The organism is Paraburkholderia fungorum (assembly GCF_900099835.1).
In the GTDB taxonomy this organism is placed as follows: Bacteria; Pseudomonadota; Gammaproteobacteria; order Burkholderiales; family Burkholderiaceae; genus Paraburkholderia; species Paraburkholderia fungorum_A.
This window is the reverse complement of sequence record NZ_FNKP01000001.1, coordinates 1927857-1954049: the sequence shown is the minus strand read 5'-3', so window position 1 is coordinate 1954049 and position 26193 is coordinate 1927857. Positions and strand designations below refer to the sequence as shown.

Here is a 26193-nt window from a genome sequence, read left to right as displayed (position 1 = left end):
TCATGAGCATGGACTCCCATAAGCGCGATTTCGCGGCCAACGCGCGGCTGCCCGGCATCTTCGTTCTGGCGGCCTGCATCGGCGCGGTCAGCACGCTCGCCGCCTTCGTCTTGCTGAACCTGATTCATCTGTTCACCAATCTGTTTTTCTTCGGCACGCTGTCGTTCGCCGAACGCTCGCCGGCGGGCAACACGCTCGGCCTCTGGGTGATCGGCGTGCCGGTGGCGGGCGGTCTGATCGTCGGCTTGATGGCGCGCTTCGGCTCCGAAAAAATTCGCGGACACGGCATTCCCGAAGCCATCGAAGCGATCCTGTTCGGCAAGAGCCGCATGTCGCCGAAAGTGGCGGTGCTCAAGCCGCTGTCGTCGGGCATCGTGATCGGCAGCGGCGGCCCGTTCGGCGCGGAAGGTCCGATCATCATGACCGGCGGCGCACTCGGCTCGCTGATCGCGCAATGCGTGAAAGTCACCGCCGCCGAACGCAAGACGCTGCTGGTCGCGGGCGCGGCCGCCGGTATGACGGCGGTGTTCGGCACGCCGGTGGCCGCCGTGCTGCTGGCGGTCGAACTGCTGCTGTTCGAATGGCGGCCGCGCAGTTTCCTGCCGGTCGCAATCGCGTGCGCGGTCGCCGGTTTTGCCCGCGCGCTTTTCTTCGGCACAGGTCCGCTGTTCCCGCTTGAAACTGCCGCGCCGGACAGCTGGGCGCTGTTGTCGTGCGTGATCGCCGGATTGTTGTCGGGTGCGCTGGCGTCCGGACTTTCCGCCGCGCTGTACAAGACCGAGGACCTGTTCGGCAAGCTGCCGATTCACTGGATGTGGTGGCCCGCGCTCGGCGGGATCGTCGTCGGCATCGGCGGATGGCTGGAGCCGCGCGCGCTCGGCGTCGGTTACGACGTGATCGGCGATCTTCTGCATCAGCACATCGCCTTGCAGATCGCGCTCGCACTGCTCGCCGTGAAGGCCGTGATGTGGGTCGTGGCGCTCGGGTCCGGCACGTCGGGCGGCGTTCTCGCCCCGCTGTTGATGCTCGGCGCGGGTTTGGGCACGGTGCTGTCGCACTGGCTGCCGGGCAATCAGCCGGCGTTGTGGCCGCTCGTGTGCATGGCCGCGACGCTCGGCGCAACGCTTGGCGCACCGCTGACCGCGATCGTGTTCACCTTCGGCCTGACTCACGACGCCAACGCGCTGCTGCCGCTGCTGACCGCCACGCTGATCGCACACGGCTTTTCGGCCGTCGTGATGCGCCGCTCGATCATGACGGAGAAAATCGCGCGCCGTGGTTATCACATCTATCGCGAGTACGGGGTCGATCCGCTCGAGCGTCACTTCGTCGACGAAGTGATGACGCCCACCGTCGATTCGATCGACGCAGGCGCGACGGTCGGCGAAACCTTGCAGAAGTTTTTCGGCGCAAATCAGACGCGCCGCGCGTATCCCGTCTTGCGTGATGACGCGGTGATCGGCGTGGCCGATCGGGCGCTGCTCGAGCAATTCTGCCGGGAAAACGCAGAAGTCAAACGCGCCGCACTTCTCGCCGACGTCTTCGCGCAGATGAGCCCCACCTACGCGTTGCCTTCCGAAACCTGCCGTCTCGTTGCAACAAGACTGGCCGTCCACAATCTCGAACGGCTGCCGGTGGTCGAAGATCGCAAGAGCATGCGCCTCGTGGGAATCGTGTCGCGCAGCGATCTGGTCAAACCGTCGCTGAGCCATTTCGAAGAAGAACATAAGCGGGAGCGTTTCCGGCGTTTGACGCCGGTGCTCGGCAAGCGGCGCTTTGCGCCGATCCGCAAGGCTGGCTGATTACGGCATGCCCAGACAAAGGTTGAAGCGGCTGACTGCTTCAACCTTTTTTGTTTCTACAAGCGTGACCTGCACTCCTTCACAGGCCTATCCATTGACCCGCAAAGCGTGGTCTCATTCGCCTATCGCCACGACCGAAGCCCGCAACGATGTCCGAACGCATGTCCGATGAAGCACTCCGCCGCATGGCCTCCATCGTTGCTCTGGCGGTCGCGCTGATTCTCGTCGTCGTCAAGGTATGGGCGTGGCTCGCCACGGGCTCCATCTCGCTGCTGACCTCCGCCGCCGATGGCCTCGTCGATGTCCTCGCTTCGTCGGTGACCTTTGCAGGCGTCCGCTATGCGGCGCGTCCGGTCGATCAAGGTCATCGCTATGGACACGGCAAAGCCGAAGCGATCGCGGCCTTCGTTCAGGCGCTGCTGCTGGCTGGCGCGGCGGTCGGACTCGGCATCGAATCGACACGCCGCTTCTTCGATCCGCAGCCGCTGAATCAGACCGGCTTCGGCATTGCGGTGATCGTGGGCAGCTCGCTGGCCGCAGCCGGACTTGTCGGCATGCAGACGCTGGTGGTCAGGCGCACCGGCTCCACCGCCATTGCCGCCGATCGCGCGCACTATGCGACCGATGTCGCCGTCAACCTGACGGTGCTGGCCGCGCTGCTGCTCGACCATTTTCTCGACTGGTCGCGCGCCGATGCGACCGGCGCCATCGTCATCTCGTTGTACATGCTGTGGAACGCGCGAGGCATGGCCGCGCAGGCGTTGGTGCAGTTGCTCGACCGTGAGCTGGACATGCCCGACCGCGAGCGTATCGAGGCGGCAGTGCGAGGCTGCGACGGCGTGCAGAACGTGCACGATATCCGCACGCGCGACGGCGGCGACCGCGTGTTCGTCGAGTTCCACGTCGAAGTGGAAGGCTCGCTCACGGTCAACGAGGGCCACACGATCAGCGACAACGCGGAAAAAGCGGTCCAGCAACTGTTCCAGTCCGCCGATGTCACCGCGCACCTCGAACCCGCCGGTATCGACGACGAACGTCTGGACGATCTCGTCAAATAGCCCTTCACGCAAACCCCCCGTCAACACAGGCTATTTATTACAGAATGCTTTCTGACGTGTTAAGCTTGCGCCCTGTCTTTGGGGAGTAGCCGGCTTCTACCCAGAAGCGCCTGCATCAACATTCTCGGTCGCGCAGACCGTGGTGCAGGTAGCCGTCAGGTTGGCAAGACCATCGACACATCACGCGACCGGTCGGGCGCGGCGGTGTGTCGCGGTTTTCCGCCCGACCATGGACCTCGAGCCACTCCTGTCATGAATCCTGTCGCCACACTGTTCCTCGCTTTCGCCATGTCCACCGACGCCTTCGCAGCCGCCATCGGCAAAGGCGCGACGCTGCATCGTCCGCACTGGCGCGAAGCGCTGCGCACCGGGCTTATCTTCGGTGCCATCGAGGCGCTCACGCCGCTGATCGGCTGGTTCCTCGGCAAGGCGGCGGCGCAATACGTATCCGCGTGGGATCACTGGATCGCGTTCGCGCTGCTGCTCGTGCTCGGCGCGCGCATGGTGCGCAACGGCTTCCGCACGCCGCAGGCTGAAGAGGAAAAACCCGTGACCCATTCGTTCTGGCTGCTGGCCGTCACCGGCTTCGCAACGAGCATCGACGCGATGGCGGTCGGCGCGGGCCTCGCGTTCGTCGACGTCAACATTTACTCCACGGCCGCTGCAATCGGACTCGCCACCACGCTGATGGTGACCATCGGCGTGCTGCTCGGACGGGTCATCGGTCACGTGGCCGGCAGGCGCGCGGAGATGGCGGGCGGCGTCGTGCTGATCGCGATCGGCTGCACGATTCTGGCGGAACACCTTCAGATCATCGGCTGAGTTTCCGGTCCGCTGAGGGCTCATCGGCCGCACGTCTATTGACGGCGGCTCGCCGAGCGGTTAGATAGATGGCGCAGTGCCCCCACTACGCCGCTACGATCCCACTCATGACCGACGTCCCCCTTGTTCTCGCCGACGGCATCGTCCGGCGCGATCCACAGCGCGACCAGACGCTGTTGCAGCCCACTACCTTCGCGTTGCGCGCGGGTGATCGCGTCGCCATCACCGGGCCGTCCGGCTCGGGCAAGAGCGTGTTTCTGCGCGCGCTCGCGCTGCTCGATCCGCTCGATGCCGGGCGCGTGCTGTGGCACGGCGCGCCGGTCGAGCGCGCGGCGATTCCACGCTATCGGCGCAACGTCGCGTATATCCGGCAGCGGCCCGCATTGCTCGACGGCACGGTCGAAGACAACCTTCGCTATCCGTTCGAGTTGCGCACTTATCGCGACGTGCGCTTCGATCGCGCGCGGGCGGCGAGCCTCGCGGTGCAGGCCGGCCGCAGCGCAAACTTTCTCGACCAGCGCGCGAGCGAACTCTCCGGCGGTGAAGCGCAGATCGCCGCGCTGATCCGCGTGCTGCAACTGACGCCCGAAGTGCTGCTGCTCGACGAGCCGACCGCGTCGCTCGATCCCGAGTCGTCGCAGGCGATCGAAGGTCTGGTGAAGGCGTGGTTTGACGCCGATCCGTCACGTCACGCGTCGATGTGGGTCTCGCACGATCCGGCCCAGGCCGCGCGCATGAGCGAGCGCCATCTGACCATGCGTGCAGGCGTGCTGGACGAAAGCGCGGCGCCCTCGCCCGCGCACGAGGAGGCCACACGATGACCCTGCAAAACCTGAGTCTCTGGGACGTCGCGATTGCCGCGCTGCTGATCGTCGTGAACGGCGTGGTGTCGGTGGCGCTGAAGCTCGATCTGGAGCGCAAGCTTGCGTGGGCGGCGGTGCGCACCGTGGTCCAGTTGCTGGCCATCGGCTATGTGCTCGGCTGGGTGTTCCGCTACGACCACTGGTTCGTCGTGCTGCCGCTGATGATCCTGATGACGCTGATCGCCGGGTTCGCGGGTGCGAATCGCGGCAGCCGCACTTACGCCGGGCAGCGCGCGGACAGTGTGCTGTCGATCTGGGTCAGTTCGTGGCTGGTGGCGGCGGTCGGGCTGTTCGTCGTGATCCGCATTCACCCGTGGTACGAGCCGCAATACGCGATTCCGATCCTCGGAATGATTCTCGGCAATACGCTGACGGGCGTGTCGCTCGGAATCGAACGGATGACCGAGGAGCTGACCGCGCGGCGCGATCGTGTCGACATGGCGCTGGCGCTCGGTGCGACCCGCTGGGAAGCGGCGCAGGCGCCGGCGCGTCAGGCGGTGCGAGCGGGGATGATGCCGACGCTGAACCAGATGGCGGTGGTCGGCGTGGTCAGCCTGCCCGGCATGATGACCGGTCAGGTGCTGGCGGGTCAGTCGCCGTTGCAGGCGGTCCGGTATCAGATCGTGATCATGTTTCTGATTGCGGCGTCGTCCGCGTTGGGGACAGTGGGCGCGGTGCTGCTGACGTACCGGCGGCTGTTTTCGGCCGAGCACCGGTTTTTGTCGGCGCGGCTGGTGGAACGGGCGGCGGCGAAGCGCGGCTAACGTCGCTCTGCGGATGCCGCTCGGGCCATGTTCAGTGGCGCTGAGCGGCATGCGCGTTTGCGCTATGCAACGCGGTCGTGACACGACACGTAGCGGACCTCTGCTTCGGTCCGCTCGCCAGCCATCAACGCGCGACCGACACGCAAACTGCCCTCACCGCATTGCACGCTTCGCACAACACGACGGTCACCGCTTCGCGCTGATCGCCACTTCCGTGCCGTCATTGAGCGTCAGCGTTTTCGTGCTGCCGTTGACCGGCATCGTAAAACGCAGAATCTGGCTGACGGTTACGTCGTTCGGACACTTGAGCGTCTTGCCGCCGTTCGTCACCGTCTTCACGCCGTGCGGAGTTTGCGCCTGGAAGTTCATCTGCACAGTCGCCGTGCCGTCGCCGGCGACAACCGGCGCAAAGCGGATCTGCGTCTGACGGATCATCGCGCCGTTGGTATCGACCGGCAGCGACGAATAGTTCGGGCAGTCGTCCGTGCCGGCTACGGGGCCGCCCGGAGGCACGGTCTTCCAGGTGAAATCGTCCGACTCGCCGGAGCGGATCGTGCGGGTTTCCTGGGAATTGCCGAACTGTTTCGACGTGACGCGGACCGTGTAGCGAATCGGACCATCGAGAGCGGCCTGCGAGGTCACCGTGATCGGCGTGGCCGCGTGGGCCTGCTGCACGACCAGGGCGGGCGCGAATGCGCAAGCGAGAGAAGCAATCACTGAGACAGTGGAAACAGCGGAAACGGCGGAGAGTTTGAAGCTGGAGCTCATACTGTCACCTCGTTGTTGTGCCGCTGCGCGCCCGTAACGGCGCTACTGCCATTGCCTGTGTACTGCCGACGCAACGGGTCATGATTGACACCGTTCTGCGGCCAGCTGGATCACGAGACACGCAACTGTTTTAGCGTGATGCTTTACCAGTCTAATCCCAAGCGCGACCCTTCGTGCGGGGCGCAAGCTTGGGAGTTAACCCGCTTGCGGAACGAGTTTTCCGTGCGTGAGCCGAGTGATCAGTGTGTCTGCACAACACGTTTTAAAACGATGTCGCCGCGCGTTGCATTGCACAAACCGGCGCACTCCAATGCCTTCCGGTTAACGCGCCCAAACGTACGCGCAAATAAGCATGGCCAGTGCGCATCGCTGCGGCACTGGCCATGTTTTATCGGCGAAACACGCTCAGCGGGCGATCAGAATCCCGTCAGGACGACCTTGCCGATTGCGCGCCCTTCTTCAAGCAGCCGATGCGCACCACGCAGATTCTCCGCGTTGATCTTGCCGAAATCCTGTCCGACCGTGGTGCGCAACGTGCCCGCATCGACCAGACGTGCGACCTCGGTCAGCAGCTTGTGCTGTTCGATCATGTCGGGCGTGCCGAACATCGAACGCGTGAACATGAACTCCCAGTGAAACGCGGCGCTTTTCGCCTTCAGCAACTCGACCGGTACCGGCTTGCTGTTTTCGACGATCGTCGCGATGCTGCCCTGCGGCGCGATCACTTCGGCCGCAGCCGGGAAATTCTTGTCGGTGTCGTTGAAAATCAGTACGTAATCGACCTGGTCGATACCGAGTTCCTTCAACTGCGCGGGCAGATCGCCGAAATGATCGACGATGTGGTCCGCACCCAGTTCCTTCGCCCACTTCGCCGATTCGGGGCGCGAAGCGGTCGCGATCACCTTCAGCTTCGCCAGTTGCTTCGCGAGTTGGATGCCGATCGAGCCGACCCCGCCCGCGCCGCCGAAAATCAGCACGCTGCGGCCTTCATGCGCGCCTTGCGGCGATACGCCGAGGCGGTCGAACAGCGCTTCCCACGCGGTAATCGCGGTCAACGGCAACGCGGCCGCGTGCGTGAAATCGAGCGATGCCGGTTTGCGGCCGACGATCCGCTCGTCGACCAGATGAAACTCGCTGTTCGCGCCCGGACGGGTGATGCTGCCCGCATAAAACACCGGATCGCCGACCTTGAACAACGTGACATCCGGGCCGACCGCGACAACTGTGCCGGCGGCGTCCCAGCCGAGCACGCGCGGCGTCTTTTCGACGGTATCTTTCGGTGCACGCACCTTGGTGTCGACCGGATTGACGGAAATCGCCTCGACTTTCACCAGCAGGTCGCGGCCGCTGGCTTCGGGCGTCGGGATGTCGACATCGACCAGCGATTCGGCGTGATCGATTGGCAGATAGCGATAGAGACCGATGGCTTTCATGGCAACTCCTGTTTGTTCGGATTTGAGTTTTGACGAAGATCGGCGGCTGGTCCGGTTGGCTGGCATGTTTCGCGAGCGCAACGCCCTCTTGATGCCGTCGATCCATAGGCGTAATCGTACGATGCCTCTTCTTCTCGCAAAACCATCATAATGACTGAAACATCTTTTGGATTTTCCAGATAATGACGCTTTCCCCGTCCGCTGAGCGCGAGCGGCTCGATCTACTCGATGTCGCGTTGTTCGTACGCGCCGCGCTGCTTGCCAATGTATCGGCGGCGGGACGCGAATTCGGTTTATCCGCGGCGGTCGCGAGTTCGCGCATCGCGCAGCTCGAAAAGCTGCTCGGCGCGCGGCTGTTGCACCGGACCACACGCCGTATCAGCCTCACGCAGGACGGTGAAGTCTTCATGACGCGCGCCGCGGCGCTCCTCGACGCGGCGGCCGCCGCACGCGCGTCGGTCGGCCGCGCGCAGGCCGAACCGCAGGGCCGCTTGCGGGTGTCGATGACATCGTCGTTCGGACGCCAGCATGTGTCGCCGGTGATCAGCGAGTTCTTGAGACGTTATCCGGGCGTAAGCGTCGATCTGCGCCTGACCGATCAACTGGTCGATCTCGTCGATGCCGGAATCGACGTGGCGATCCGGATCGGCGCGCTGAAGGATTCGTCGCTGATTGCGCGGCGGCTCGCTGTCAACCGGCGCGTGCTGTGCGCATCGCCCGCGTATCTCGCCGCGCGCGGCATGCCGCATCATCCATCGGATTTGACCCGACACGAGTGCGTGATTCTGTCGGACCAGCGCGACTGGGCGTTCGTGACGCCGGCAGGCCCACTTGAGGTACGCGTGAGCGGGCGCCTCGTCACCGACAACGGCGAGGTGATCCGCGACGCGCTGCTCGCCGGATTCGGCATCGCGCTGAAATCGACGTGGGACGTGGCGCCCTATTTGCGCAGCGGCGAACTGGTCAGCGTGCTCGATGCTTACCCGCTGGTCGATAACGTCGCGATCTGGGCGGTTTATCCGAGCCGCGCGTTCGTGCCGCCCAAAACGCTCGCTTTCATCGAGTTCCTCGCTGCGCATTTCGGTGATCCGCCGTATTGGGATGTGGCGCCGGAGGTGAGCGCCGCATCCGGCGCCGAGTCGTTTGGCGTGTGACAAGTCACCCTGGCAATAGACGCGAGGACGCGCGCGACCGGGCATCGAGAATTGCGGCGTTTTGGCGAACCTTCGACGGAACCGCCTCTGCGAACCACGGCCCGAACCACTCAATGCTTGCGATGCCCTGCCGCCCCCGCCTGCTTCCCATCGGAATTGACATCGGTATGCGCGTCGTTCTGCGTCTTCTGCTGATACTCGTCGCCGCCGCGCCGGTCCGTATCCTTCAGCCCGCGCTCGACATCGCGATGCGCCTGTTTACCCACGTGGCGCGGCTCGTCCTCGTGTTGCGATTCGGGATTCTGGTCGGTCTCGTGCGGCAACGGCGCGGCGGCGTCCTGCATCGAGCGAGGCTGCTTGTCGGCATGCGGATCAGCCTGCTTGTCGCCAGGCTTGCTGCTCTGCGTACCCGCCAGCTTGTCGCCATCCGATGATTGCGGTGAAGTCTTCATGACGTGCTCCCTTTTCTCGTTGAATAAATTCCGCCGACCGGCGCTTACTGCGCTTCGTCGAGGCGTTTTCTCATGGCCGCGGTAATCCGCTGCCGTGTCTTCGCGTAAGCAGCCCAAGGATCTTTCTTCAGATCGGCGAGCCGTTCGTGCAGGTTCTGGATGGTCCATTGATCGCCCGCCGTGGTCGCGGCGACTTCGTCCCACGATAGCGGCACCGATACACCGAGACCAGGCCGCGCGCGCGCCGAGAATGCGGCGACCGTGCTCGATCCACGGTTATTGCGCAGGTAATCGACGAAGATTTTCTGCTTGCGGTTCTGCGCGCCCATCTTTGCGCTGAAATACTTCGGCAGCGTGGCGGCCATGTGCTGCGCGACGGCTTGCGAAAAGTCCTTCACCTCGTCCCAGCCGGCCTGTTTTGCGAGCGGCACAACGACATGCAGCCCTTTGCCGCCGCTCGTCTTGCAAAACGATTCGAGACCGAGTTCTTCGAGCAGTGAGCGCGTGAGTTGCGCGGCTTCGATCATGCGTTCCCAGCCGAGCGACGCATCGGGGTCGAGATCGAACACCATCCGGTCGGGTTTTTCGATGTTCGATACCAGCGCATTCCACGTGTGAAATTCGACGGTGCCCATTTGCGCGGCACCGACCAGCGCGTTGAGTACGTCGACGGTGATCAGCGGCGGATGGCCGGCGTCGAGGCCGGGATGCTGGGTGACATTCGGAATCGACAGTTTCTGGCTGTGCTTCTGAAAAAACAGTTCTCCGCCGATGTCCTCGGGCGCGCGCACCAGCGACACCGGCCGGTCCTTGAGATGCGGCAGCATCCAGTCGGCCACCGCTTCGTAATACCGGACGAGATCGATCTTGCGTGCGCCGGTGCTGCTATCGATCACGCGGTCGGGGTGGGATACGCGTACGCCGGCGATTTGTTCTGTGGCGTTGGATTTTTTTGTGGCGGAGGTTTTTGTAGCTGGTGTTTTTGCAGTAGGCGTCTTTGCAGTAGCCGTCTTTGCAGTAGCCGTCTTTGCAGTAGCCGTCTTTGCAGTAGCCGTCTTTGCAGTAGCCGTCTTTGCAGTCGCCGTCTTCGCAATAGCCGTCTTCGCAGTCGCCGTCTTCGCAGTAGCCGTCTTCGCAGTAGCCGTCTTCGCAGTAGCCGTCTTTGCAGTAGGCGTTTTTGCAATAGCAGCCTTCGCAGTCGCCGTCTTCGCAGCAGTAGTTTTCGCTGAAACCGTCTTCGCTGAAACCGCCTTACCCACCCCACTCTTCGGCGACGCGCGTTTCTTCGGCGCAGCCTCGCCTTCAGCTTCAGCGGCACCTTCGTGACGGATATCGGTTTCCTGTTGCACATCGACTCCTTGACGGGATGCTTCCTTGACGATCTGGCGTGCCGGTTTGTCGTCGCGCAAGCTGACGAACGACGCCTGGCGCACGATGCCGTCGCTGGTCCATTCGGCGAAATTGCATTCGGCGACGAGCACCGGTTCGACCCAATGCACCGCTGTGCGGCTGCGCTCGCGCGGCGCGGCGGCGAACGGCATCTCCTTGCTTGCGTGCGCATCGAGCGCCGTCTTGACCGAGCGCAGCAACGCGGCGTCGAAGCCGGTGCCGACTCGGCCTGCGTAATTCAGTCTGCCTTTGCTGTCGTAGACGCCGAGCAGCAGCGCACCGAACGACGCGCGGCTGCCGGACGGTTCCGAATAGCCGCCGATCACGAATTCCTGGCGTCGGCGGCACTTCAGTTTGATCCACGACGACGAACGGCCGGACAGGTAGCCGCTATCGCGACGCTTGCCGATGATCCCTTCGAGCGACATATCGCAGGCGCTCCTGAGCAGTTCGTCGGCGCTGAATCCGAAGTCGTTTGAGAACCGGAGCACGCTGTCGTCGATGTTCTCGAGCAAGGCGCGCAGGATCGCGCGGCGCTGTTCGAGCGGCACGTCGCGCAGGTCGTAGCCGTTCAGATAAGGAACATCGAACAGGTAGATGACGATGTCCTGCGGACGGTTTGCGTCGAACGCGTTTTGCAGCGCCTGGAAGCTTGGGACGTCGTTATCGTCGAGTACCACGGCTTCGCCGTCGAGCCACGCGCTGTCGAGTTCGAGCTGATCGACGGCCTCGACCTGCTTGCCGAATTTCGCGGTCCAGTCGTTACCGGCGCGCGTGAATATCTGCGTGACTCCGCGTTTCGACACACGGTCGATGCGGACCAGTACGCGGTAGCCGTCGAACTTGATCTCGTACGACCAGTCGTCGCCTGCGGGCGCGCTGTCGACGAGTGTCGCCAGTTGCGGTTTGAAGGTCGCGGGCAGGCGTGCCTTGACCGCCCCTTCGATCGCGGGCGACGCGGCAAGCTCGCGCAGCGATTCGTTGGTGCGCGTGGCGACGATGTCGGGTCGCCTGGGATCGGCTTTGGATGACGCGGGTTTTGTATCGCTGCTCCTGGTGGTCTTCGCCGAGGCGGTGGGCTTGCTCGGGGACTCGCTGGTTTTTTTGCGGACAGCAGGCTTTATCGATGCCGTTTTTGTTGCGGCCGTTGAGGCTGCGGTTCTGGCAGCGCTTCTAGTCGCGGACTTCGTGGCCGGCACGGGCGCGGTTCGACTGGTCGCGTTGGCGGTAGTCTTAGGCACGGCTTTGCCCACGCCTTTGCTTCGCGTGCGACGCCCATCGCCATCCTCGCCATCGTCCGTTTGCGAGTTCGCGCGCCTGCTATCTCCGCCGCCCTTGCCCGCACCGCGTCCCGTTTTCCCAGCCGACGCTCCGGCGTCGCCCAGCACACTCCCGGGCCGCTCTTTCAGGATGTCGTACTCGGCTTCCCCACGTGCTTCGTCGTCGCGCTCCTTGATCAGCAGCCATTGCTCCTTGTCGCCGCTGCCACGCATGTGACTGCGCACCAGCGTCCAGCCGCCGCGCAGCTTTTCTCCATGGAGCCTGAATTTGAGCTTGCCTGCAGCGTAAGTGCGAGCCGCCTCGGCCGATCCGCCGGCCGGCTCCCACGTGCCGCGATCCCACACGATCACGCTGCCCGCGCCGTAGTTGCCGGCCGGGATTTCGCCTTCGAACGAGCCATACTCGACCGGATGATCTTCGACATGGACCGCCAGCCGCTTCACCGACGGATCGAGGCTCGGCCCTTTCGGCACGGCCCATGAAAGCAGCGTCCCGTTCAATTCGAGCCGGAAGTCGTAATGCAGACGCCGCGCGTCATGCTCCTGGATCACGTATGAGAGCGTTTGGTCCGCGTCGGCATGCACCGCTTGACGGCCCGCGCGCCCCGCCCGCTTACGTGCCGTAGTCGCGCCTGAAGGCTCCGGCGTTTTGTCGAAGCGACGTTTGCGTTGATAGAGATCGAGTCTGTCGTTCATGGCGATGACATCATCGAGAGAGGGGTGAAATAGCGCCTGGCAAGCGGAATCACGACGACAGGCGCGGCCCGGTCAGCGCTGCACTCAGGCCGCCGCCCTGCGCTTACGAACCGGGGACGCAGCTGCCGTCTTCGCCGCCGCGCGACCGCCGCTGGAACTACTGCCGCCGCTTCGCCCGCGTGGCGCGCTCGCCGCCTTCGTCGCGCGAGGCTTCTTGCGGGCTGGCGCTTCGCTCTCGCCGGTTTCCGCTTCGTCGTCTTCGTCGTCCCCGGCTGCGGAAGCCCGCTTTCGACCACCCGCCGCCTTTCCTTTGTCTTTGTCCTTACCGCGCCCCAAACTGCGCTTCAACAAATCGGACAAATCGAGAATATCGGCGGATTGACGCGACTCGTGCGGCGTCTCGATCTCGGTGATTTCCTCGGTCTTGCCCGCCCGCACCTTCTTGTCGACTAACGCCATGATGTCGTCGCGGAACGTGTCGTGATATTGCGACGGGTCCCACTTGTCGCTCATGTCGTCGATCAGCTTCTTCGCCATATCGAGTTCGCGAGTGGAAACACCTGCGGCCTTCGTGCCGTCGGCGGGCAGCTTGAATTCATCGAGATCGCGCACTTCGGCGGCCCAGCGCAGCGTGTTCAGCGCCAGCACCGGACCCAGCGGAATCAGCGCCGCGAGATGCTGCTTGTTGTGCAGCACGACGCTCGCCACGCCGATCTTGCCCGATGACTTCATCGCCTCGCGCAACAACGCGTAGACCTTTTCGCCCTTGCGGTCGGGCGTCAGGAAATACGGCGTGTCGAGATAGAGAAACGAGATGTCGGCGGCATCGACGAAAGCGAGAATGTCCACCGTCTGTGTCGATTCGGGATTCGCCGCGCGAATCTCGTCGTCGGACAGCACAACGTATTTGTCCTTCTCGTACTCGAAGCCGCGCACGATGTTGTCGCGCGTCACGTCCTTGCCGGTCCGCTTGTTGATCTGCTTGTAGCCGACCGGATCGATCGTGCGTTTGTCCAGCAGATTGAAGCCGACTTTCTCCGACTGCGTCGCCGGATACAGCTGCACCGGCACGTGGACGAGGCCGAAGCTGATTGCGCCTTTCCAGATCATGTGTGGCATCGTCACGCTCCTGTGAGCCGAAGACCTGATGTGAAGCAGCTTGCGTGCCACGGGTCCAGACGCCACAGCGCATGACGGGACGCGGATTACGCTGTGGCGAGGCTGTAAGACTTGCGTCAGCCCGGCAAAAGATGCGGAGCGGATTCCCGCCGTTTTCAGCAGGCTTTAGCGGTTTTTCAGCCGTTCACCTCGACCGGCACCGCCGCGAATCCGCGAAACCGGACGCGGCCGCCTCGCGTCGGCGTCCCATTCAGCCGATACGTCGGAAACCGCTGCACGAAGCGCCCAATCGCAATTCGCGCCTCGAGCCGCGCGAGCGACAAACCCGCGCACTGGTGAATCCCGAAGCCGAACGCGAGATGCCGGTTCGGATCGCGGCGAATGTCGAAACGATCCGGCTCGGCAAACTGCTCCGGGTCGCGATTGGCCGCGCCGATGCACAAAGTGACCGGCGTACCGCGCGCAACCTCGACGCCGCCGATCGTGGTATCGACGGTCGCCATCCGGTTGCCCAACTGATTCGAACTCTCGAAACGCAAACATTCCTCGACCGCCGATTCGATCAACGACGGCTCGCGCAACAACGCATCGCGTTGCTCGGGCCATTCGGTCAGCGTAACGAGACCGTTGCCGATCAGGTTGGTGGTCGTTTCATGTCCGGCATTCAGGATGAAAATGCAGTTCTGTAGCAATTCCGCTTCGGACAGTTGCTCACCACCCGCCTCGCCCTCGATCAGCCGGGTCAGCACATCGTGCTGCGGATCGCCCGGTTCGCGCCGCCGGCGCGCGACCAGATCGCGCAGATAATCGACGAATTCGGTCACCGCGCGGTTGCCGCGTTCGAGTTGCGCGGCGTTCAGCGACGGCTCGAGCGCGCCGAGTATCGCGAGCGACCAGTCGCGCAACGGCTCGCGCTCGGCGTGCGGCACGTCCAGCAGATTGCCGATGATCTCGACCGGAATCGCCGATGCGAATTCGCCGATCAGATCGATCGAGCCGCACGCGGCCGCCCGATCGAGCAGGCCATCGACGAGACGCACGAGGCCCGGCTCCATGGCCGCGATCGCACGCGCCGTGAGCGCTCCGGCGATCAGTCTGCGCACCCGCGTATGCCGTGGCGGATCGTTGAACACAAGGCTGGTGGTGTGATGCGCGTAGAGCGGCGAGTCGCCGTATTTCGGCCTGAACTCGACGGTCTTGTCGGAGCTGAACGTCTTCGGATCGCGATAGACCGCCTGCACGTCACGAAATCGCGTCAGGAAGAGCGAGCCGTCGGGCATCCGCCGGATCGGCTCGTGGACGCGCAGTGCGTGATAAACCGGATACGGGTCGGCGTAGAAAGCGGGACTCAGGTGGCGCAGATCGAAATCGCGCGCGAGGAGGGATGGGTCGCTGGCAGTCGCCGGGGTCATGCTGTGTCTCCGTCTTTGTGTTTGTGTGCGTTGTTGCCGGGTCGATGCAAATGACCGCGAGGGATCGTTCGCAGCGTCGTTCGATTCGACAGTCGAGTATGGCTCGCGCGCAATCCGTTTGCACAGCGTGATTCTCCGCCCGCACGCAACCGCCGCAACCGCAGAACCGCCGCCCAGGACGGCGCATCTGCGGGAACCGATACAATAGCGGGATTTCCGCGCTCTCCTACTTCCTGCTTCCCTTGCGTCGTCCATGAACCTCGTCATTCAAAGCTCCGCGCCTCTTTCCGCCGATCACCACAAAACGCTCGTCGCGCTCGCGCGCGGTTCGCACGCCACCGCGATCGACGCGAATGCGCTGCGTATCGCCGACGCAAACATCGACCAGCGCGCGGACATCGACGTGTATTGCGGCACCCATCAGCTTGACTACGCGTTTGTCGAAGCGGGCCGTCAGTTGCGCGACTTCGGGCTGGTCGCGATGGACATGGACTCGACGCTGATCACGATCGAATGTATCGACGAAATCGCCGATTTCTGCGGACTGAAAGCGGAAGTGGCCGAGATCACCGAAGCGTCGATGCGCGGCGAGATCAAGGACTTCAACGAGAGCCTGACGCGTCGCGTCGCGCTGCTCAAAGGCCTCGACGCCAGCGCGCTCGAACGGGTCTACGAAGAACGTCTGCAACTGTCGCCCGGCGCGGAGCGCATGCTCGCGGGCGCGAAGGCGGCGGGACTGAAAACCTTGCTGGTGTCGGGCGGATTCACGTTCTTCACCGAAAAACTGAAGGCGCGTTTGGGCCTCGATTTCACGAACGCGAACACGCTCGAGATCGTCGACGGAAAACTGACGGGCCAGGTGACCGGCGAGATCGTCAATGCCGAGGTGAAAGCACGCACGCTGCGCGAAACCTGCGCGAAACTCGGCATTGAACCGACGCGCGCTATTGCAATGGGCGACGGTTCGAACGATCTGAAGATGATGGCCGAGGCCGGTTTGTCGGTCGCGTTCCGCGCGAAACCGGTGGTGCGCGAAGCGGCCACCGTGGCCTTCAATCATGTCGGACTGGACGGGTTGCTGCGGCTGTTCTGAGCGCAGCCTCGCGCAAATACATTGCGACCCGCCGGCATCGGCGAATTACAGCCAGCGCGGGTCTCGCGTAAAGGCCACCGTCAGCCAGCGATCCGGGCCCGATTCGCCAATCGCACGCGATATCTTGTCGCGAATCAGATCGAGCTGGCGGATGCCGACATGCTCCATCGCATCGGGCAACACGATGTGCACCTCGACGAACAGCCCGCGCCCCACGCGCGTCGCGTAATGCGAGTACGTCACGAAACCATATTCGGCGGTCAGGCTGTGCATCAGTTCGCGCACGGTCGTGTCGAGGCTGTCCGGCGTCATCAGCAGCACTTCCTTGACGGCACCGACCACCGTGCCGATCGGCATCGGAATCAACACCAGCGTCAGCACGGCTAGCACGCCAGGGTCGACATACCAGCTCAGGTGGCTGTAGCGGGTCTGCTCCAGGATCCACGCGACAGAAAACGCGACCAGCAGCGCCGAGCTGATGCATGCCGACATCAGCCAGCTTTTGGTGTCGAGTCCGATCAGTTCCGATTCGATCACGCGGTTGAGCCGCCGCTGCCGGAAGTACATGAAAAAGCAGAAGATGCTGACCACGACCGCGTAGATCATCGCGATGCCGAACTCCAGCTCCCGGCCGCCGTCGATGATTCCCTTCACCGCGTTGACGAACGCGTACAGACACAGCACCGACAGCAGGCTGCCGTTGAACACCAGCACAAGCGGCTCGATGTGCCAGAAGCCGTGCTGGAAGCGTCGGCTGCCTGGCTGACTCAACAGGCGGGCGACCAGCAGCGACAGGCTGCACATCGCGGCGTCGAGCGCGGAAAACATGCCGTCGAAGATGATCGACAGCGAACCGCTGACCACACCCACGACGATTCCGACACCCGCGATCATCAACGTGCAGAGCAACGATCGCCTGAGGGTTCGCTGCTCGAGTTCGGTGGCCGACATGATCCAGCGCCTCCTGGTGTTCGAGGATCCAACGAGGAAGTGACCGTTGCAGTATATCGGCGGCGAGTGGGCTGCGGCGTGGCGTGCAGTGCGATGTCGCGATGGACTTCCAGACACACTGATGACCGTCGCCGGATATAAAAAAACCCACCGGAAACGGGTCCCGGTGGGTCGATTCATTGCATCACGGCGGCAAAAAGGCTGTCGCGAGCCCTGGCACTCGCATAGATGCTCAAACGCTCACGCCAGCGCCGACAGACTCTGCTCGATGTCCGCGCGCAGGTCCACCTCGGCTTCCAGACCGACATAGAAGCGCACCAGCGTGCCCTTGTGCGGCCAGTCGCCGGCGGTGCGCATCGACGCGACGTCGTAGGGCATCACGAGGCTGTGTGCGCCGCCCCAGCTCCAGCCGATCGAAAAGAGTTCGAGCGATTCGCAGAACGTGTCGATCTGCGCTGCGCTGTAACGGCCGTCGAAGACGACCGAAAACAACCCGCCTGCGCCCGTAAAGTCACGCTTGAAAAACTCGTGGCCCGGACAGTCGGCAATCGCCGGATGCAGAACCGACGCGATTTCAGGGCGCGTTTTCAGCCACTGCGCGAGGGCCAGTGCAGCACGGTCGTGCTGCTCGAAACGCAGTTGCATGCTCGGCAGGCTGCGCAGAATCAGCGAGCAGTCATCCGCCGATACGCCGATCCCCATGCGCATGCGGGCCGCCTTCAGCTTCACGTGCAAGTCGCGGTCGACGGTGATCGTCGCGCCCATCAGCACGTCGCCGCCGCCCGACTGGTACTTGGTCAGCGCCTGCACCGAAATGTCGACGCCATGATCGAACGGACGGAACGCGAGACCCGCCGACCACGTATTGTCGATTGCCGTGATCACGCCGCGCGCACGTGCCGCTGCGGTGATCGCCGGAACATCGGCGACTTCCATCGTCACTGAACCGGGCGCTTCGATCCAGATCAGCCGTGTGTTCGGCTGGATCAGATCGGCGATGCCCGCGCCGATCAGCGGATCGTAATAACGCACCGTCACACCGAAATCGCGCGCCAGCCAGTCGCCATGTTCGCGATTCGGCGAGTAGACGTTGTCGGGAATCAGCACGTCGTCGCCTGCCTTGACGAGGCCGAAGTACACATTCGAAATCGACGACAGCCCCGACGGCTGCAATAGCGCATGATTGCCGCCCTCGATGGCGGCAAGACGCTGGGCCAGCGCGAGCGACGTGGGCGTTGCATGCAGTCCGTAGCGCCATTGCGCGTCGTTTTTCCAGTCGAGCGCGCGCATGGTGGCGAGATCGGGAAACACGACCGTCGAGGCTCGCGCGACCGGCGTCGAAAACGATTCGAAGCCCGGCGTGATCTGGTCTTCGGCGCGCACGATGCGGGTTTGCAGATCGCGTTTGAGTTTGGATTGGGTCATGGTGAGATTCGTTGAAAGACGGCGCGGGGACTTGCGCCGCCTGAAAAAGAGTAGACGAGTTGGCGGAATTGCGCCTGATAGAAAACCCGCGCGAGGATCTTTGAGAGGTCCGCACGGGGTTCTGTTTTGTGTTGCAGATTCGTGGCTGACTAGTGGCCGGTTAGTCGTTGGACAGTGGCAGATCAGTCGCCGGTTTGCAGATTGCTGACGCCGCCGACCGGGTGCCCACCAGGGGCCGGTGCAGTCCCGTTACCGCCTGCTTGAGGCGCGGGCGCGGGAGCAGGCGCCGCCTCAGGAGCCGCATGAGCCACGGCCGGCGCGCCCGGAGCCGGAATCGCCTGGCCTGCGGCCAGCGGCTTCAGATCGAACGGTTGCGGATCGGAATCGTCGACGTTCATCCGGTCGCCCGAGACCGTGCCGTCGGCCGCGAACTTGCCGACCCAATTGCCGGTGATACGGGTGCCGTCGTTCGACTCCTCGACTTCGAGCGTATCGCCGTCGCGGTCGCCCGCAATCAGAATAACTTCGCCGGTGTCCGTGTACTGGTATTCGCCGTGCACGCCCGATGGGTCGTCGGTTTTCGGGCCCAGCCGCAACACGATCTGACGCGAGCCGAGCATGCCTGCATAGCGCGGAAATTTTGCGAACTCGGGGCTCGGCCTGAGCGGCAACTGGATCGGCGGAGGCGCCGCCAGTTCCTTGACCGCGTCGCTTTCGGCCCAGGCTTGCGCGGGCATCAACGCTCCCGCACCGGCACACAGTAGCGCGGCCACGCTAACCACCGCCCAGCCACGCCGCCGCACTGCGCCGTTTCGCACGCCGCCCGGCAAACTCTTCATCGCTTTTGATTCCTGCATCCGTTCTTCCTCCTGCCAATACTGCGCGGTGCCCCCGAACCCCAGCCGGCACCGCTTAAACCTATGTCCAGCCCGCGTCAGATCCGCTCGAAGATCGCAGCAATGCCCTGCCCGCCGCCGATACACATCGTGACGAGCGCGTAGCGGCCGCCGACGCGCTGCAATTCATACAGCGCCTTGACGGTGATCAACGCACCGGTCGCGCCGATCGGGTGACCGAGCGAAATGCCCGACCCGTTCGGATTGACCTTGGCCGGATCGAACCCAAGCTCCTTGCTGACCGCGCAAGCCTGCGCGGCAAAGGCCTCGTTGGACTCGATCACGTCGAGGTCGGCGACCGTCAGGCCCGCGCGCTCCAACGCCTTGCGCGACGCCGGCACCGGTCCGATACCCATGTAAGCCGGATCGACACCCGCATGCGCATACGACACCAGCCGCGCGAGCGGCTTGACGCCGCGCTTTTCGGCGACGCTGCGCTCCATCAGCACGACCGCGGCCGCCGCATCGTTGATGCCCGACGCATTGCCGGCCGTCACCGTGCCGTTTTCTTTCGCGAACACCGGTTTCAGCTTCGAAAAATCTTCCGCCGACGCGTTCATTCGCGTGTGTTCGTCCGTGTCGAACACGACATCGCCCTTTTTCGACGGGATCGTGATCGGCAGGATCTGTTCCTTGAAGTAGCCGCTGGCGATGGCGTTAGCCGCGCGGCGATGCGATTCGAGCGCAAGCGCGTCTTGCGCTTCACGCGAAATATCGTATTTACGCGCGACGTTTTCAGCGGTGACGCCCATATGGATCGACTGGAACGGGTCGTTCAGCGCGCCGACCATCATGTCGACGAGGCGCGCGTCGCCCATGCGTTGACCGAAGCGCGCGGCGGGCATCGAGTAAGGAGCGCGGCTCATGTTTTCCGCACCGCCGCCGATCGCGATGTCGGCGTCGCCGAGCAGCACGCTCTGCGCGGCCGAAACGATGGCCTGCAAGCCCGATCCGCACAGGCGGTTCACGGTTAGCGCGGGCGTGTGCTGCGCGACGCCGCCGTTGATCGCGGCCACGCGGGCGAGATACATGTCTTTCGGTTCGGTATGCACGACGTTGCCGAACACCACATGGCCGACTTCGTCGCCCGATACGCTGGCACGCACAAGGGCCTCACGCACGACGCGTGCGCCGAGGTCGGTCGGCGGAAAATCCTTCAGACTGCCGCCGAAACCGCCGATTGCCGTACGTACCGCGCTGACCACCACTACGTCCCGTTGCATCGCTCGCTCCTCTTTTAGTCCCTCAAGATGATCTTGTGATCTTGCCCGCGGGCCGCAGGCCGCGACATCGCCGCAGCGGCGTGTCGCGGTTGGCCCCGCTTTCAGCCTGCCAGCAGGCGTTGCACTGTCTCGCGCGACGGAATCGGCGCAACCGCGCCGTAACCTTGCGTGGACAGCGCCGCCGCGACGTTCGCATAACGCGCCGCCGCAAAAGGATCGTCACCGGCGACGATGCGCGCGATGAACGCGCCGCCGAAGCAGTCGCCCGCACCGGTGGCATCGACCGCGTTGACGACGTGGCCCGGCACGACGCGCCGTTCGTCCGGCGTCGCGATATACGAGCCTTCCTTGCCGAGTTTCAATGCGACAACGCGCGGACCGTGCGACAGCAGAAAATCGACGATCTCGTCACGGCCGGTCAAACCGGTGAGTTCGGTGACGTCGTCCCAGCTCGGCAGACAGATGTCCGTCTGGCGGATCGCTTCGAGCATCACGGCGCGAGCGCGGGCCAGCGGCCACAGCTTCAGACGCAGATTGGTGTCGAAGCTCACGCGCACACCGCTTGCGCGCGCATGCGCGATGGCTTCGAGCGCGGCGTCGCAAGCGCTGACGCTGATCGCGAGACTGATCCCGGACAGGTGAATGACTTTGGCTGCCGCAATCGCGTCGCGCGGCAGATCGTGCGGCGCGTAGCAGCTTGCCGCCGAGCCGGCGCGGAGGTAATCGAACGCGTGGCCGTTCGGGCCGTGCGACACGAAATAAACGCCGGTGGGCGCGCGCGGATCGACGCGGACGAGCGACGTGTCCACCTGTTCGCGTTCCCACAAATCGATCAGCAGACGCCCGAAATGATCTTCACCGACCGCCGACACGAAGCCGGTCTTCGCGCCTTGCCGAGCGGCGGCGATACAGAAGTTCGACGTATCGCCGCCGAAGCCCTGCAGATAGTTCGGCTGGTCTTTCGCCGACTGGTTGAATTCGATCATCGCCTCGCCGAGCGCGAGGATTTCCGGCGTGCTGCTGTTTGGCTGAGCGGTCGTACTCACCGTCATTGTTTAGACCTCGCCCCACAGGTCATGACCGTCGGCGCCGGTGATTTTCACCGATACGAAATCGCCGACCTTGTATCGCCTGGACGCCTTCGTGGACGGCGCGATATACACGACGCCGTCGATCTCCGGCGCGTCTGCCGCAGTACGGCCGACGCCGCCGTCGGCATTGATCTCGTCGACCAGCACCTTCAGCGTCTTGCCGACCTTCTTCGCGATCCGTTTCGCCGACACTTCCTCGGCCACTTCCATGAAGCGCGCGCGACGCTCTTCACGCACTTCGTCGGGCAACGCGCCGTCGAGTTCGTTGGCCGTCGCGCCTTCGACCGGCGAGTACGCAAAGCAGCCGACCCGATCCAGTTCAGCTTCGCGGATGAAATCGAGCAGCGTCTGGAACTGCTCTTCGGTCTCACCCGGGAAGCCGGCGATAAACGTGCTGCGGATCGTCAGATCCGGGCACATCTCGCGCCACGCCTTCACGCGCTCCATCACCTTTTCGGCGTTGGCCGGGCGCTTCATGCGCTTCAGCACTTCGGGATGCGCATGCTGGAACGGCACGTCGAGGTACGGCAGCACGTGGCCCTTGTACGGACCAGCGGCCATCATCGGGATCACTTCGTCGACGCTCGGGTACGGGTACACGTAGTGCAGGCGCACCCACGCGCCGTATTGCGCGGCAAGTTCGCCGAGTGCACCGACCAGGTCGGTCATGCGCGTCTTGATCGGCTTGCCGTTCCAGAAGCCCGTGCGGTACTTGACGTCGACGCCGTACGCGCTGGTGTCCTGCGAAATCACCAGCAGTTCCTTCACGCCTGCCTTGAACAGGTTTTCCGCCTCGAGCATCACTTCGGCGACGGGGCGCGACACGAGGTCGCCGCGCATCGACGGGATGATGCAGAACGTGCAGCGGTGGTTACAGCCTTCGGAAATTTTCAGATACGCGTAGTGGCGCGGCGTGAGCTTCACGCCGGCGGCGGGCACCAGGTCGACGAACGGGTCGTGCGGTTTCGGCAGATGGGTGTGCACGTGCTGCATCACTTCGCCGACTGCGTGCGGGCCAGTCACCGCCAGCACCTTCGGATGTACTTCTTCGATCAGCCCCGAACCGCTGCCGCTCTTCTTCGCACCCAGGCAGCCGGTGACGATCACCTTGCCGTTTTCGTTGAGCGCTTCGCCGATCGCGTCGAGGCTTTCCTGCACGGCTTCGTCGATGAAACCGCAGGTGTTGACGACCACGAGGTCGGCGCCATCGTACGTACCGGAAATTTCGTAACCCTCGGCACGGAGCTGCGTGATGATCTGCTCGGAATCGACCAGAGCTTTCGGGCAGCCGAGCGAAACAAAGCCGACTTTCGGTGCGGCCGTAGGGGCGGCCGTCGGAGTAATCGTGGGGGTGGACATGGGGGGACCGCTTGAATACGTTAAACCTTGAATTGTAGCGGTTCGCCAGGGCGACCGCTCGTAAGTCTTTGAATTTTCGCCTTCAACCGGCAATGGCGTCGGCGAGATCGGGTTGATCCGCGAGCAGGGTTTCGCGAGACGAGCGTGGGCCGGTGGATTCCAGCGCCTGTTCGATGACGCGCAGAATTTCGTGTGAATCCTGTACCCGCCGGATCGCCGCATGCAATTCGGCGGCCTGCGGCCACGTCCGCTGAAGATAGCTGAGCCACTTTTTGACACGCCCGTGCTCATGGCGGGCAACGCCGAGCGCCTGTATTTTCTTCAGATAACCCGCGATGTCATGAAGCACCACGCGCCAGTCTTCGGCGGACGGAAGCGGGTCCATCTGACCACGTATTCTCAGCGCCAGAAATGGGTCCGAAACCGCGCCGCGCCCTAACATCACGTCCGCACAGCCGCTGACCGCCCGGCATCGCTCCCAGTCCGCCACCGTCCAGACTTCGCCATTGGCGATGACCGGCACGTCGACGGCCGCGTCGATGCGCGCGATCCACTCCCAGTGCGCGGGCGGCCGATAGCCGTGATCGCGGGTCCGCGCATGGACGACGAGCGACGCCGCCCCGCCTTCGGCCAGCGCCACCGCGCACTCCAGAGCCAGCGCCGTGTCCGATACGCCGAGACGCATTTTTGCCGTCACCGGGACCTCGGCGGGCACCGCTGCGCGAACCGCCGACACAATCCGGTTGAGTTGCCGGGGATCGGCCAGCAACATGGCCCCTCCGCCGTGCTGATTGACCACTTTGGCGGGACAGCCGAAATTCAGGTCGACCCCGTAAGGTGACAGGCGCGCCGCGTGAGCCGCATTGCGGGCCATCCATTCGGGATCGCTGCCGAGCAACTGGATCACCATCGGCGTGCCGGCTGCCGTACGGCTGGCGTGCCGCACCTCGGGCGCTTCCCGCTCGTAGACGCGCGCAGGCAGCACCGACCCCGTCACGCGGATGAACTCGGACACGCAACCGTCGAATCCGCCGGTGCGGGTCAGCACGTCGCGCAACACGTAGTCTGCAAGCCCTTCCATCGGGGCGAGAAACAGCCGGCTCATGCGGGCGTCTCTTCAGACGAAGCGCCGGCGCAATGGCAAAAGGGATTTGAGACGTGCAAGGGAGTCCAGCGGGTGGCGGATAGAGACAATTGAGGGAACGATGCGGCGGGGCGTTGAAACCCGGGTCCTGTGGCGACGGCGCCCCGTACGTTTAATACACAATTGTACCGTGCCGGCTACCCCTGACTTGCGCGCGGCGCACGGAGATGCGCTGTGGCTGGACCCACTGACAATTTCGCCGGAACATTTCGGCTCGCCAGTTGTGCCAGTTGTTCAAGGGTGGCGGGACCACGTCGCGGCCGCGGCTTCCCGTCCAGGTAACCGCGCGCCACCAGCCTCCTTCAAACCGCCCTACTTCTTCTCCGGCTCCGGATTCGTCTGCGGCGTGCCCGGCACACTGCCGGCACCGGCCGCATTCACCGCACCGCCCGGCGTGAACGGGAACGTGGCGAACATCGATTTCGCCTGGGTCTGCATCTGCTCCTGCATCTGCACGAACATGTTCTTCGACTGCTCGATGTAGCTGGTCATCATGCCCTGCATCATCGGCGCCTGCATGTTCATGAATTGCGACCAGACCTCCGGGTTCATCGCCTTGCCTTCGTACAGATTCTTCGACTGGTCGGCGAGTTTTGCCTGAATGTCGATGAAAGCCTGAATGTTCTTTTCCAGGTACGTGCCCATCATGCCCTGCATCGCATGACCGTAAAAACGGATGATCTGCGACAGCATCGACGACGAGAACATCGGCAAGCCGCCGCTCTCTTCTTCGAGAATGATCTGCAACAGGATGGCGCGCGTCAGGTCCTCGTTGCTCTTCGCATCGATGACCTTGAAATCCTCCTGATCGAGCACGAGCTGCTTCACATCCGTCAACGTGATGTACGTGCTGGTCTCGGTATCGTAGAGCCGACGATTCGGATATTTCTTGATCAGTCGTTCGGCTGTTTTCTTTGTAGTAGTGGTCATGTAACGCCTTTGAGCGCGAGTTGAGCGCGGAACGGCGTCTACCTGCTACGCAATGGGTGCCATTGCGTAGCAGGGACGCCGCCGTAACCATCTGAGCCGAAGCACGCCGCCTTGTGAGCGGCGCGCCGGTGACTCAGCCCATATGCAAACCGCCGTTAAGCGAAAAATCAGCACCCGTGGAGAAGCCCGATTCGTCCGACGCGAGCCACGCGACGATCGAACCGATTTCGTCCGGTTGACCCAGGCGGCGCACCGGGATCGTTGCCACGATTTTTTCCAGCACGTCCGGACGGATCGACTTGACCATGTCGGTGCCGATGTAGCCCGGCGACACGGTGTTGACCGTCACGCCCTTGGTGGCCACTTCCTGCGCAAGCGACATCGTGAAGCCGTGAATGCCGGCCTTCGCCGTCGAGTAATTGGTCTGGCCGAACTGGCCTTTCTGACCGTTCACCGACGAGATGTTGATCACACGGCCGAAGCCGCGCTCCACCATACCGTCGATCACCTGCTTGGTGACGTTGAAGAGGCTGGTCAGGTTGGTATCGATCACCGCCGTCCAGTCTTCGTGCGTCATCTTGCGGAACACGACGTCGCGCGTGATGCCGGCATTGTTCACCAGCACGTCGATCTCGCCGACTTCGGCCTTGACCTTGTCGAACGCGGACTTGGTCGATTCCCAATCGCCGACGTTGCCTTCGGATGCGATGAAATCGAAGCCAAGCGCCTTCTGCTCTTCGAGCCACTTCACGCGACGCGGCGAATTCGGGCCGCAACCTGCGATCACCTTGAAGCCCTCTTTGTGCAGCCGCTGGCAAATGCTCGTGCCGATGCCACCCATCCCGCCCGTTACATACGCAATTCGCTGTGTCATAAACTACACTCCGTTATCGTTTTCGAGGCGCCGACCGGCTGCCTCTTCCCTCGCCTTGATGCTTCATCTCCGCTGCCGCCGGGCGACCGGCGCTGACGAGGCCACTGCTGAATGCGCGCCACCTGCTTCGCGTGCGGCGCGCGGCAACCCGGCCTGAGGTTGCGTGAAACCGCCTGATAACACAGTGATGCTACC

22 protein-coding genes and 1 riboswitch are annotated in these 26193 nt (G+C 63.6%); of the genes, 7 read left to right on the top strand and 15 right to left on the bottom strand.

From position 1 onward, the window contains the following. Positions 1-2 precede the first annotated feature (2 nt). The 5 genes from BLS41_RS08645 (at position 3) to BLS41_RS08625 (ending at position 5309) form a co-directional block, all read left to right on the top strand. On the top strand, positions 3-1802 hold the full coding sequence (locus BLS41_RS08645; protein ID WP_074763923.1) for a chloride channel protein: 1800 nt from the start codon (positions 3-5) through the stop codon (positions 1800-1802). Between the two features lie 185 nt (positions 1803-1987). Then, the gene (locus BLS41_RS08640; RefSeq protein ID WP_083379985.1) at positions 1988-2860 is read left to right on the top strand and encodes a cation diffusion facilitator family transporter; all 873 of its coding nucleotides are present in this window, start codon (positions 1988-1990) and stop codon (positions 2858-2860) included. Positions 2861-2928: 68 nt separating this feature from the next. Then, a riboswitch (yybP-ykoY riboswitch) is annotated at positions 2929-3095 on the top strand. A 17-nt stretch (positions 3096-3112) separates the two neighbouring features. Beyond that, positions 3113-3682 (top strand): manganese efflux pump MntP, encoded by a 570-nt coding sequence (gene mntP / locus BLS41_RS08635; RefSeq protein WP_074763921.1) that lies wholly within the window; start codon positions 3113-3115, stop codon positions 3680-3682. 107 nt (positions 3683-3789) lie between these two features. Further along, positions 3790-4503: an ABC transporter ATP-binding protein gene (locus BLS41_RS08630; RefSeq protein WP_074763920.1), complete on the top strand. Its 714-nt coding sequence runs from the start codon at positions 3790-3792 to the stop codon at positions 4501-4503. Continuing rightward, positions 4500-5309 carry an ABC transporter permease gene (locus BLS41_RS08625; RefSeq protein ID WP_074763919.1) on the top strand — a complete coding sequence of 270 codons (810 nt, stop codon included), beginning with the start codon at positions 4500-4502 and terminating at the stop codon, positions 5307-5309. The genes BLS41_RS08630 and BLS41_RS08625 overlap by 4 nt, the downstream gene beginning before the upstream one ends. A 186-nt stretch (positions 5310-5495) precedes the next feature. On the opposite strand, the gene BLS41_RS08620 is transcribed toward BLS41_RS08625, so the two are convergent. Both BLS41_RS08620 and BLS41_RS08615 read right to left on the bottom strand, forming a co-directional pair. Beyond that, complete coding sequence (locus BLS41_RS08620) at positions 5496-6077, bottom strand: DUF6013 family protein (protein WP_074763918.1); 582 nt, start codon at positions 6075-6077, stop codon at positions 5496-5498. Positions 6078-6493: 416 nt separating this feature from the next. Next, positions 6494-7510, bottom strand: coding sequence for a zinc-binding alcohol dehydrogenase family protein (locus BLS41_RS08615; RefSeq protein WP_074763917.1), 1017 nt, complete (start codon positions 7508-7510; stop codon positions 6494-6496). Between the two features lie 182 nt (positions 7511-7692). Between BLS41_RS08615 and BLS41_RS08610 the strand changes: the two genes are divergently transcribed. After that, a complete protein-coding gene (locus BLS41_RS08610; RefSeq protein WP_074763916.1) occupies positions 7693-8664 on the top strand; it encodes a LysR family transcriptional regulator in 972 nt (323 codons plus the stop codon). Between the two features lie 110 nt (positions 8665-8774). Here BLS41_RS08610 and BLS41_RS08605 read toward each other — a convergent pair whose 3' ends face one another. The 4 genes from BLS41_RS08605 to BLS41_RS08590 form a co-directional block, all read right to left on the bottom strand. After that, the gene (locus BLS41_RS08605) at positions 8775-9116 is read right to left on the bottom strand and encodes a hypothetical protein (RefSeq protein WP_074763915.1); all 342 of its coding nucleotides are present in this window, start codon (positions 9114-9116) and stop codon (positions 8775-8777) included. Positions 9117-9160: 44 nt separating this feature from the next. Continuing rightward, positions 9161-12481, bottom strand: a complete 3321-nt coding sequence (gene ligD / locus BLS41_RS08600; RefSeq protein WP_074763914.1) for a DNA ligase D — start codon at positions 12479-12481, stop codon at positions 9161-9163. 84 nt (positions 12482-12565) lie between these two features. Next, positions 12566-13600, bottom strand: coding sequence for a non-homologous end joining protein Ku (locus BLS41_RS08595; protein WP_074763913.1), 1035 nt, complete (start codon positions 13598-13600; stop codon positions 12566-12568). 176 nt (positions 13601-13776) lie between these two features. Beyond that, positions 13777-15012 (bottom strand): cytochrome P450, encoded by a 1236-nt coding sequence (locus BLS41_RS08590; RefSeq protein WP_074763912.1) that lies wholly within the window; start codon positions 15010-15012, stop codon positions 13777-13779. A 253-nt stretch (positions 15013-15265) separates the two neighbouring features. Between BLS41_RS08590 and serB the strand changes: the two genes are divergently transcribed. After that, positions 15266-16105, top strand: a complete 840-nt coding sequence (gene serB / locus BLS41_RS08585; RefSeq protein ID WP_074763911.1) for a phosphoserine phosphatase SerB — start codon at positions 15266-15268, stop codon at positions 16103-16105. Between the two features lie 45 nt (positions 16106-16150). Here the strand turns inward: serB and BLS41_RS08580 are convergent, their stop codons facing one another. From BLS41_RS08580 to BLS41_RS08540, 9 genes are all read right to left on the bottom strand, one after another. After that, positions 16151-17056, bottom strand: coding sequence for a cation diffusion facilitator family transporter (locus BLS41_RS08580; RefSeq protein WP_074763910.1), 906 nt, complete (start codon positions 17054-17056; stop codon positions 16151-16153). A gap of 240 nt (positions 17057-17296) precedes the next feature. After that, positions 17297-18481: a cystathionine beta-lyase gene (locus tag BLS41_RS08575; protein WP_074763909.1), complete on the bottom strand. Its 1185-nt coding sequence runs from the start codon at positions 18479-18481 to the stop codon at positions 17297-17299. A 182-nt stretch (positions 18482-18663) separates the two neighbouring features. Then, the gene (locus tag BLS41_RS08570; RefSeq protein WP_074763908.1) at positions 18664-19338 is read right to left on the bottom strand and encodes a hypothetical protein; all 675 of its coding nucleotides are present in this window, start codon (positions 19336-19338) and stop codon (positions 18664-18666) included. 77 nt (positions 19339-19415) lie between these two features. After that, positions 19416-20600, bottom strand: coding sequence for a beta-ketothiolase BktB (bktB, locus tag BLS41_RS08565; RefSeq protein WP_074763907.1), 1185 nt, complete (start codon positions 20598-20600; stop codon positions 19416-19418). Between the two features lie 101 nt (positions 20601-20701). Beyond that, a complete protein-coding gene (locus BLS41_RS08560) occupies positions 20702-21652 on the bottom strand; it encodes a sugar kinase (protein WP_074763906.1) in 951 nt (316 codons plus the stop codon). 3 nt (positions 21653-21655) lie between these two features. Then, positions 21656-23050 (bottom strand): 30S ribosomal protein S12 methylthiotransferase RimO, encoded by a 1395-nt coding sequence (gene rimO / locus BLS41_RS08555; protein ID WP_074763905.1) that lies wholly within the window; start codon positions 23048-23050, stop codon positions 21656-21658. Between the two features lie 82 nt (positions 23051-23132). After that, entirely contained in the window at positions 23133-24155 is a 1023-nt protein-coding gene (locus BLS41_RS08550; RefSeq protein ID WP_074763904.1) for a tRNA dihydrouridine synthase, read from the bottom strand. 351 nt (positions 24156-24506) lie between these two features. Further along, positions 24507-25124 carry a polyhydroxyalkanoate synthesis repressor PhaR gene (phaR, locus tag BLS41_RS08545; protein WP_074763903.1) on the bottom strand — a complete coding sequence of 206 codons (618 nt, stop codon included), beginning with the start codon at positions 25122-25124 and terminating at the stop codon, positions 24507-24509. A 133-nt stretch (positions 25125-25257) separates the two neighbouring features. Next, entirely contained in the window at positions 25258-25998 is a 741-nt protein-coding gene (locus tag BLS41_RS08540; protein WP_074763902.1) for a 3-ketoacyl-ACP reductase, read from the bottom strand. Positions 25999-26193 lie beyond the last annotated feature (195 nt).

Bases quoted from the DNA above. Each gene is read 5' to 3' on its own strand.
- BLS41_RS08625 (WP_074763919.1), top strand. From the start codon at position 4,500: ATGACCCTGCAAAACCTGAGTCTCTGGGACGTCGCGATTGCCGCGCTG.
- BLS41_RS08630 (WP_074763920.1), top strand. From the start codon at position 3,790: ATGACCGACGTCCCCCTTGTTCTCGCCGACGGCATCGTCCGGCGCGAT.
- BLS41_RS08575 (WP_074763909.1), bottom strand. From the start codon at position 18,481: ATGACCCAATCCAAACTCAAACGCGATCTGCAAACCCGCATCGTGCGC.
- serB (WP_074763911.1), top strand. From the start codon at position 15,266: ATGAACCTCGTCATTCAAAGCTCCGCGCCTCTTTCCGCCGATCACCAC.
- phaR (WP_074763903.1), bottom strand. From the start codon at position 25,124: ATGACCACTACTACAAAGAAAACAGCCGAACGACTGATCAAGAAATAT.
- mntP (WP_074763921.1), top strand. From the start codon at position 3,113: ATGAATCCTGTCGCCACACTGTTCCTCGCTTTCGCCATGTCCACCGAC.
- rimO (WP_074763905.1), bottom strand. From the start codon at position 23,050: ATGTCCACCCCCACGATTACTCCGACGGCCGCCCCTACGGCCGCACCG.
- BLS41_RS08610 (WP_074763916.1), top strand. From the start codon at position 7,693: ATGACGCTTTCCCCGTCCGCTGAGCGCGAGCGGCTCGATCTACTCGAT.
- BLS41_RS08645 (WP_074763923.1), top strand. From the start codon at position 3: ATGAGCATGGACTCCCATAAGCGCGATTTCGCGGCCAACGCGCGGCTG.
- bktB (WP_074763907.1), bottom strand. From the start codon at position 20,600: ATGCAACGGGACGTAGTGGTGGTCAGCGCGGTACGTACGGCAATCGGC.
- BLS41_RS08615 (WP_074763917.1), bottom strand. From the start codon at position 7,510: ATGAAAGCCATCGGTCTCTATCGCTATCTGCCAATCGATCACGCCGAA.
- BLS41_RS08560 (WP_074763906.1), bottom strand. From the start codon at position 21,652: ATGACGGTGAGTACGACCGCTCAGCCAAACAGCAGCACGCCGGAAATC.
- BLS41_RS08620 (WP_074763918.1), bottom strand. From the start codon at position 6,077: ATGAGCTCCAGCTTCAAACTCTCCGCCGTTTCCGCTGTTTCCACTGTC.
- BLS41_RS08550 (WP_074763904.1), bottom strand. From the start codon at position 24,155: ATGAGCCGGCTGTTTCTCGCCCCGATGGAAGGGCTTGCAGACTACGTG.
- BLS41_RS08605 (WP_074763915.1), bottom strand. From the start codon at position 9,116: ATGAAGACTTCACCGCAATCATCGGATGGCGACAAGCTGGCGGGTACG.
- BLS41_RS08580 (WP_074763910.1), bottom strand. From the start codon at position 17,056: ATGTCGGCCACCGAACTCGAGCAGCGAACCCTCAGGCGATCGTTGCTC.
- BLS41_RS08590 (WP_074763912.1), bottom strand. From the start codon at position 15,012: ATGACCCCGGCGACTGCCAGCGACCCATCCCTCCTCGCGCGCGATTTC.
- BLS41_RS08570 (WP_074763908.1), bottom strand. From the start codon at position 19,338: ATGCAGGAATCAAAAGCGATGAAGAGTTTGCCGGGCGGCGTGCGAAAC.
- BLS41_RS08540 (WP_074763902.1), bottom strand. From the start codon at position 25,998: ATGACACAGCGAATTGCGTATGTAACGGGCGGGATGGGTGGCATCGGC.
- BLS41_RS08640 (WP_083379985.1), top strand. From the start codon at position 1,988: ATGGCCTCCATCGTTGCTCTGGCGGTCGCGCTGATTCTCGTCGTCGTC.
- ligD (WP_074763914.1), bottom strand. From the start codon at position 12,481: ATGAACGACAGACTCGATCTCTATCAACGCAAACGTCGCTTCGACAAA.
- BLS41_RS08595 (WP_074763913.1), bottom strand. From the start codon at position 13,600: ATGCCACACATGATCTGGAAAGGCGCAATCAGCTTCGGCCTCGTCCAC.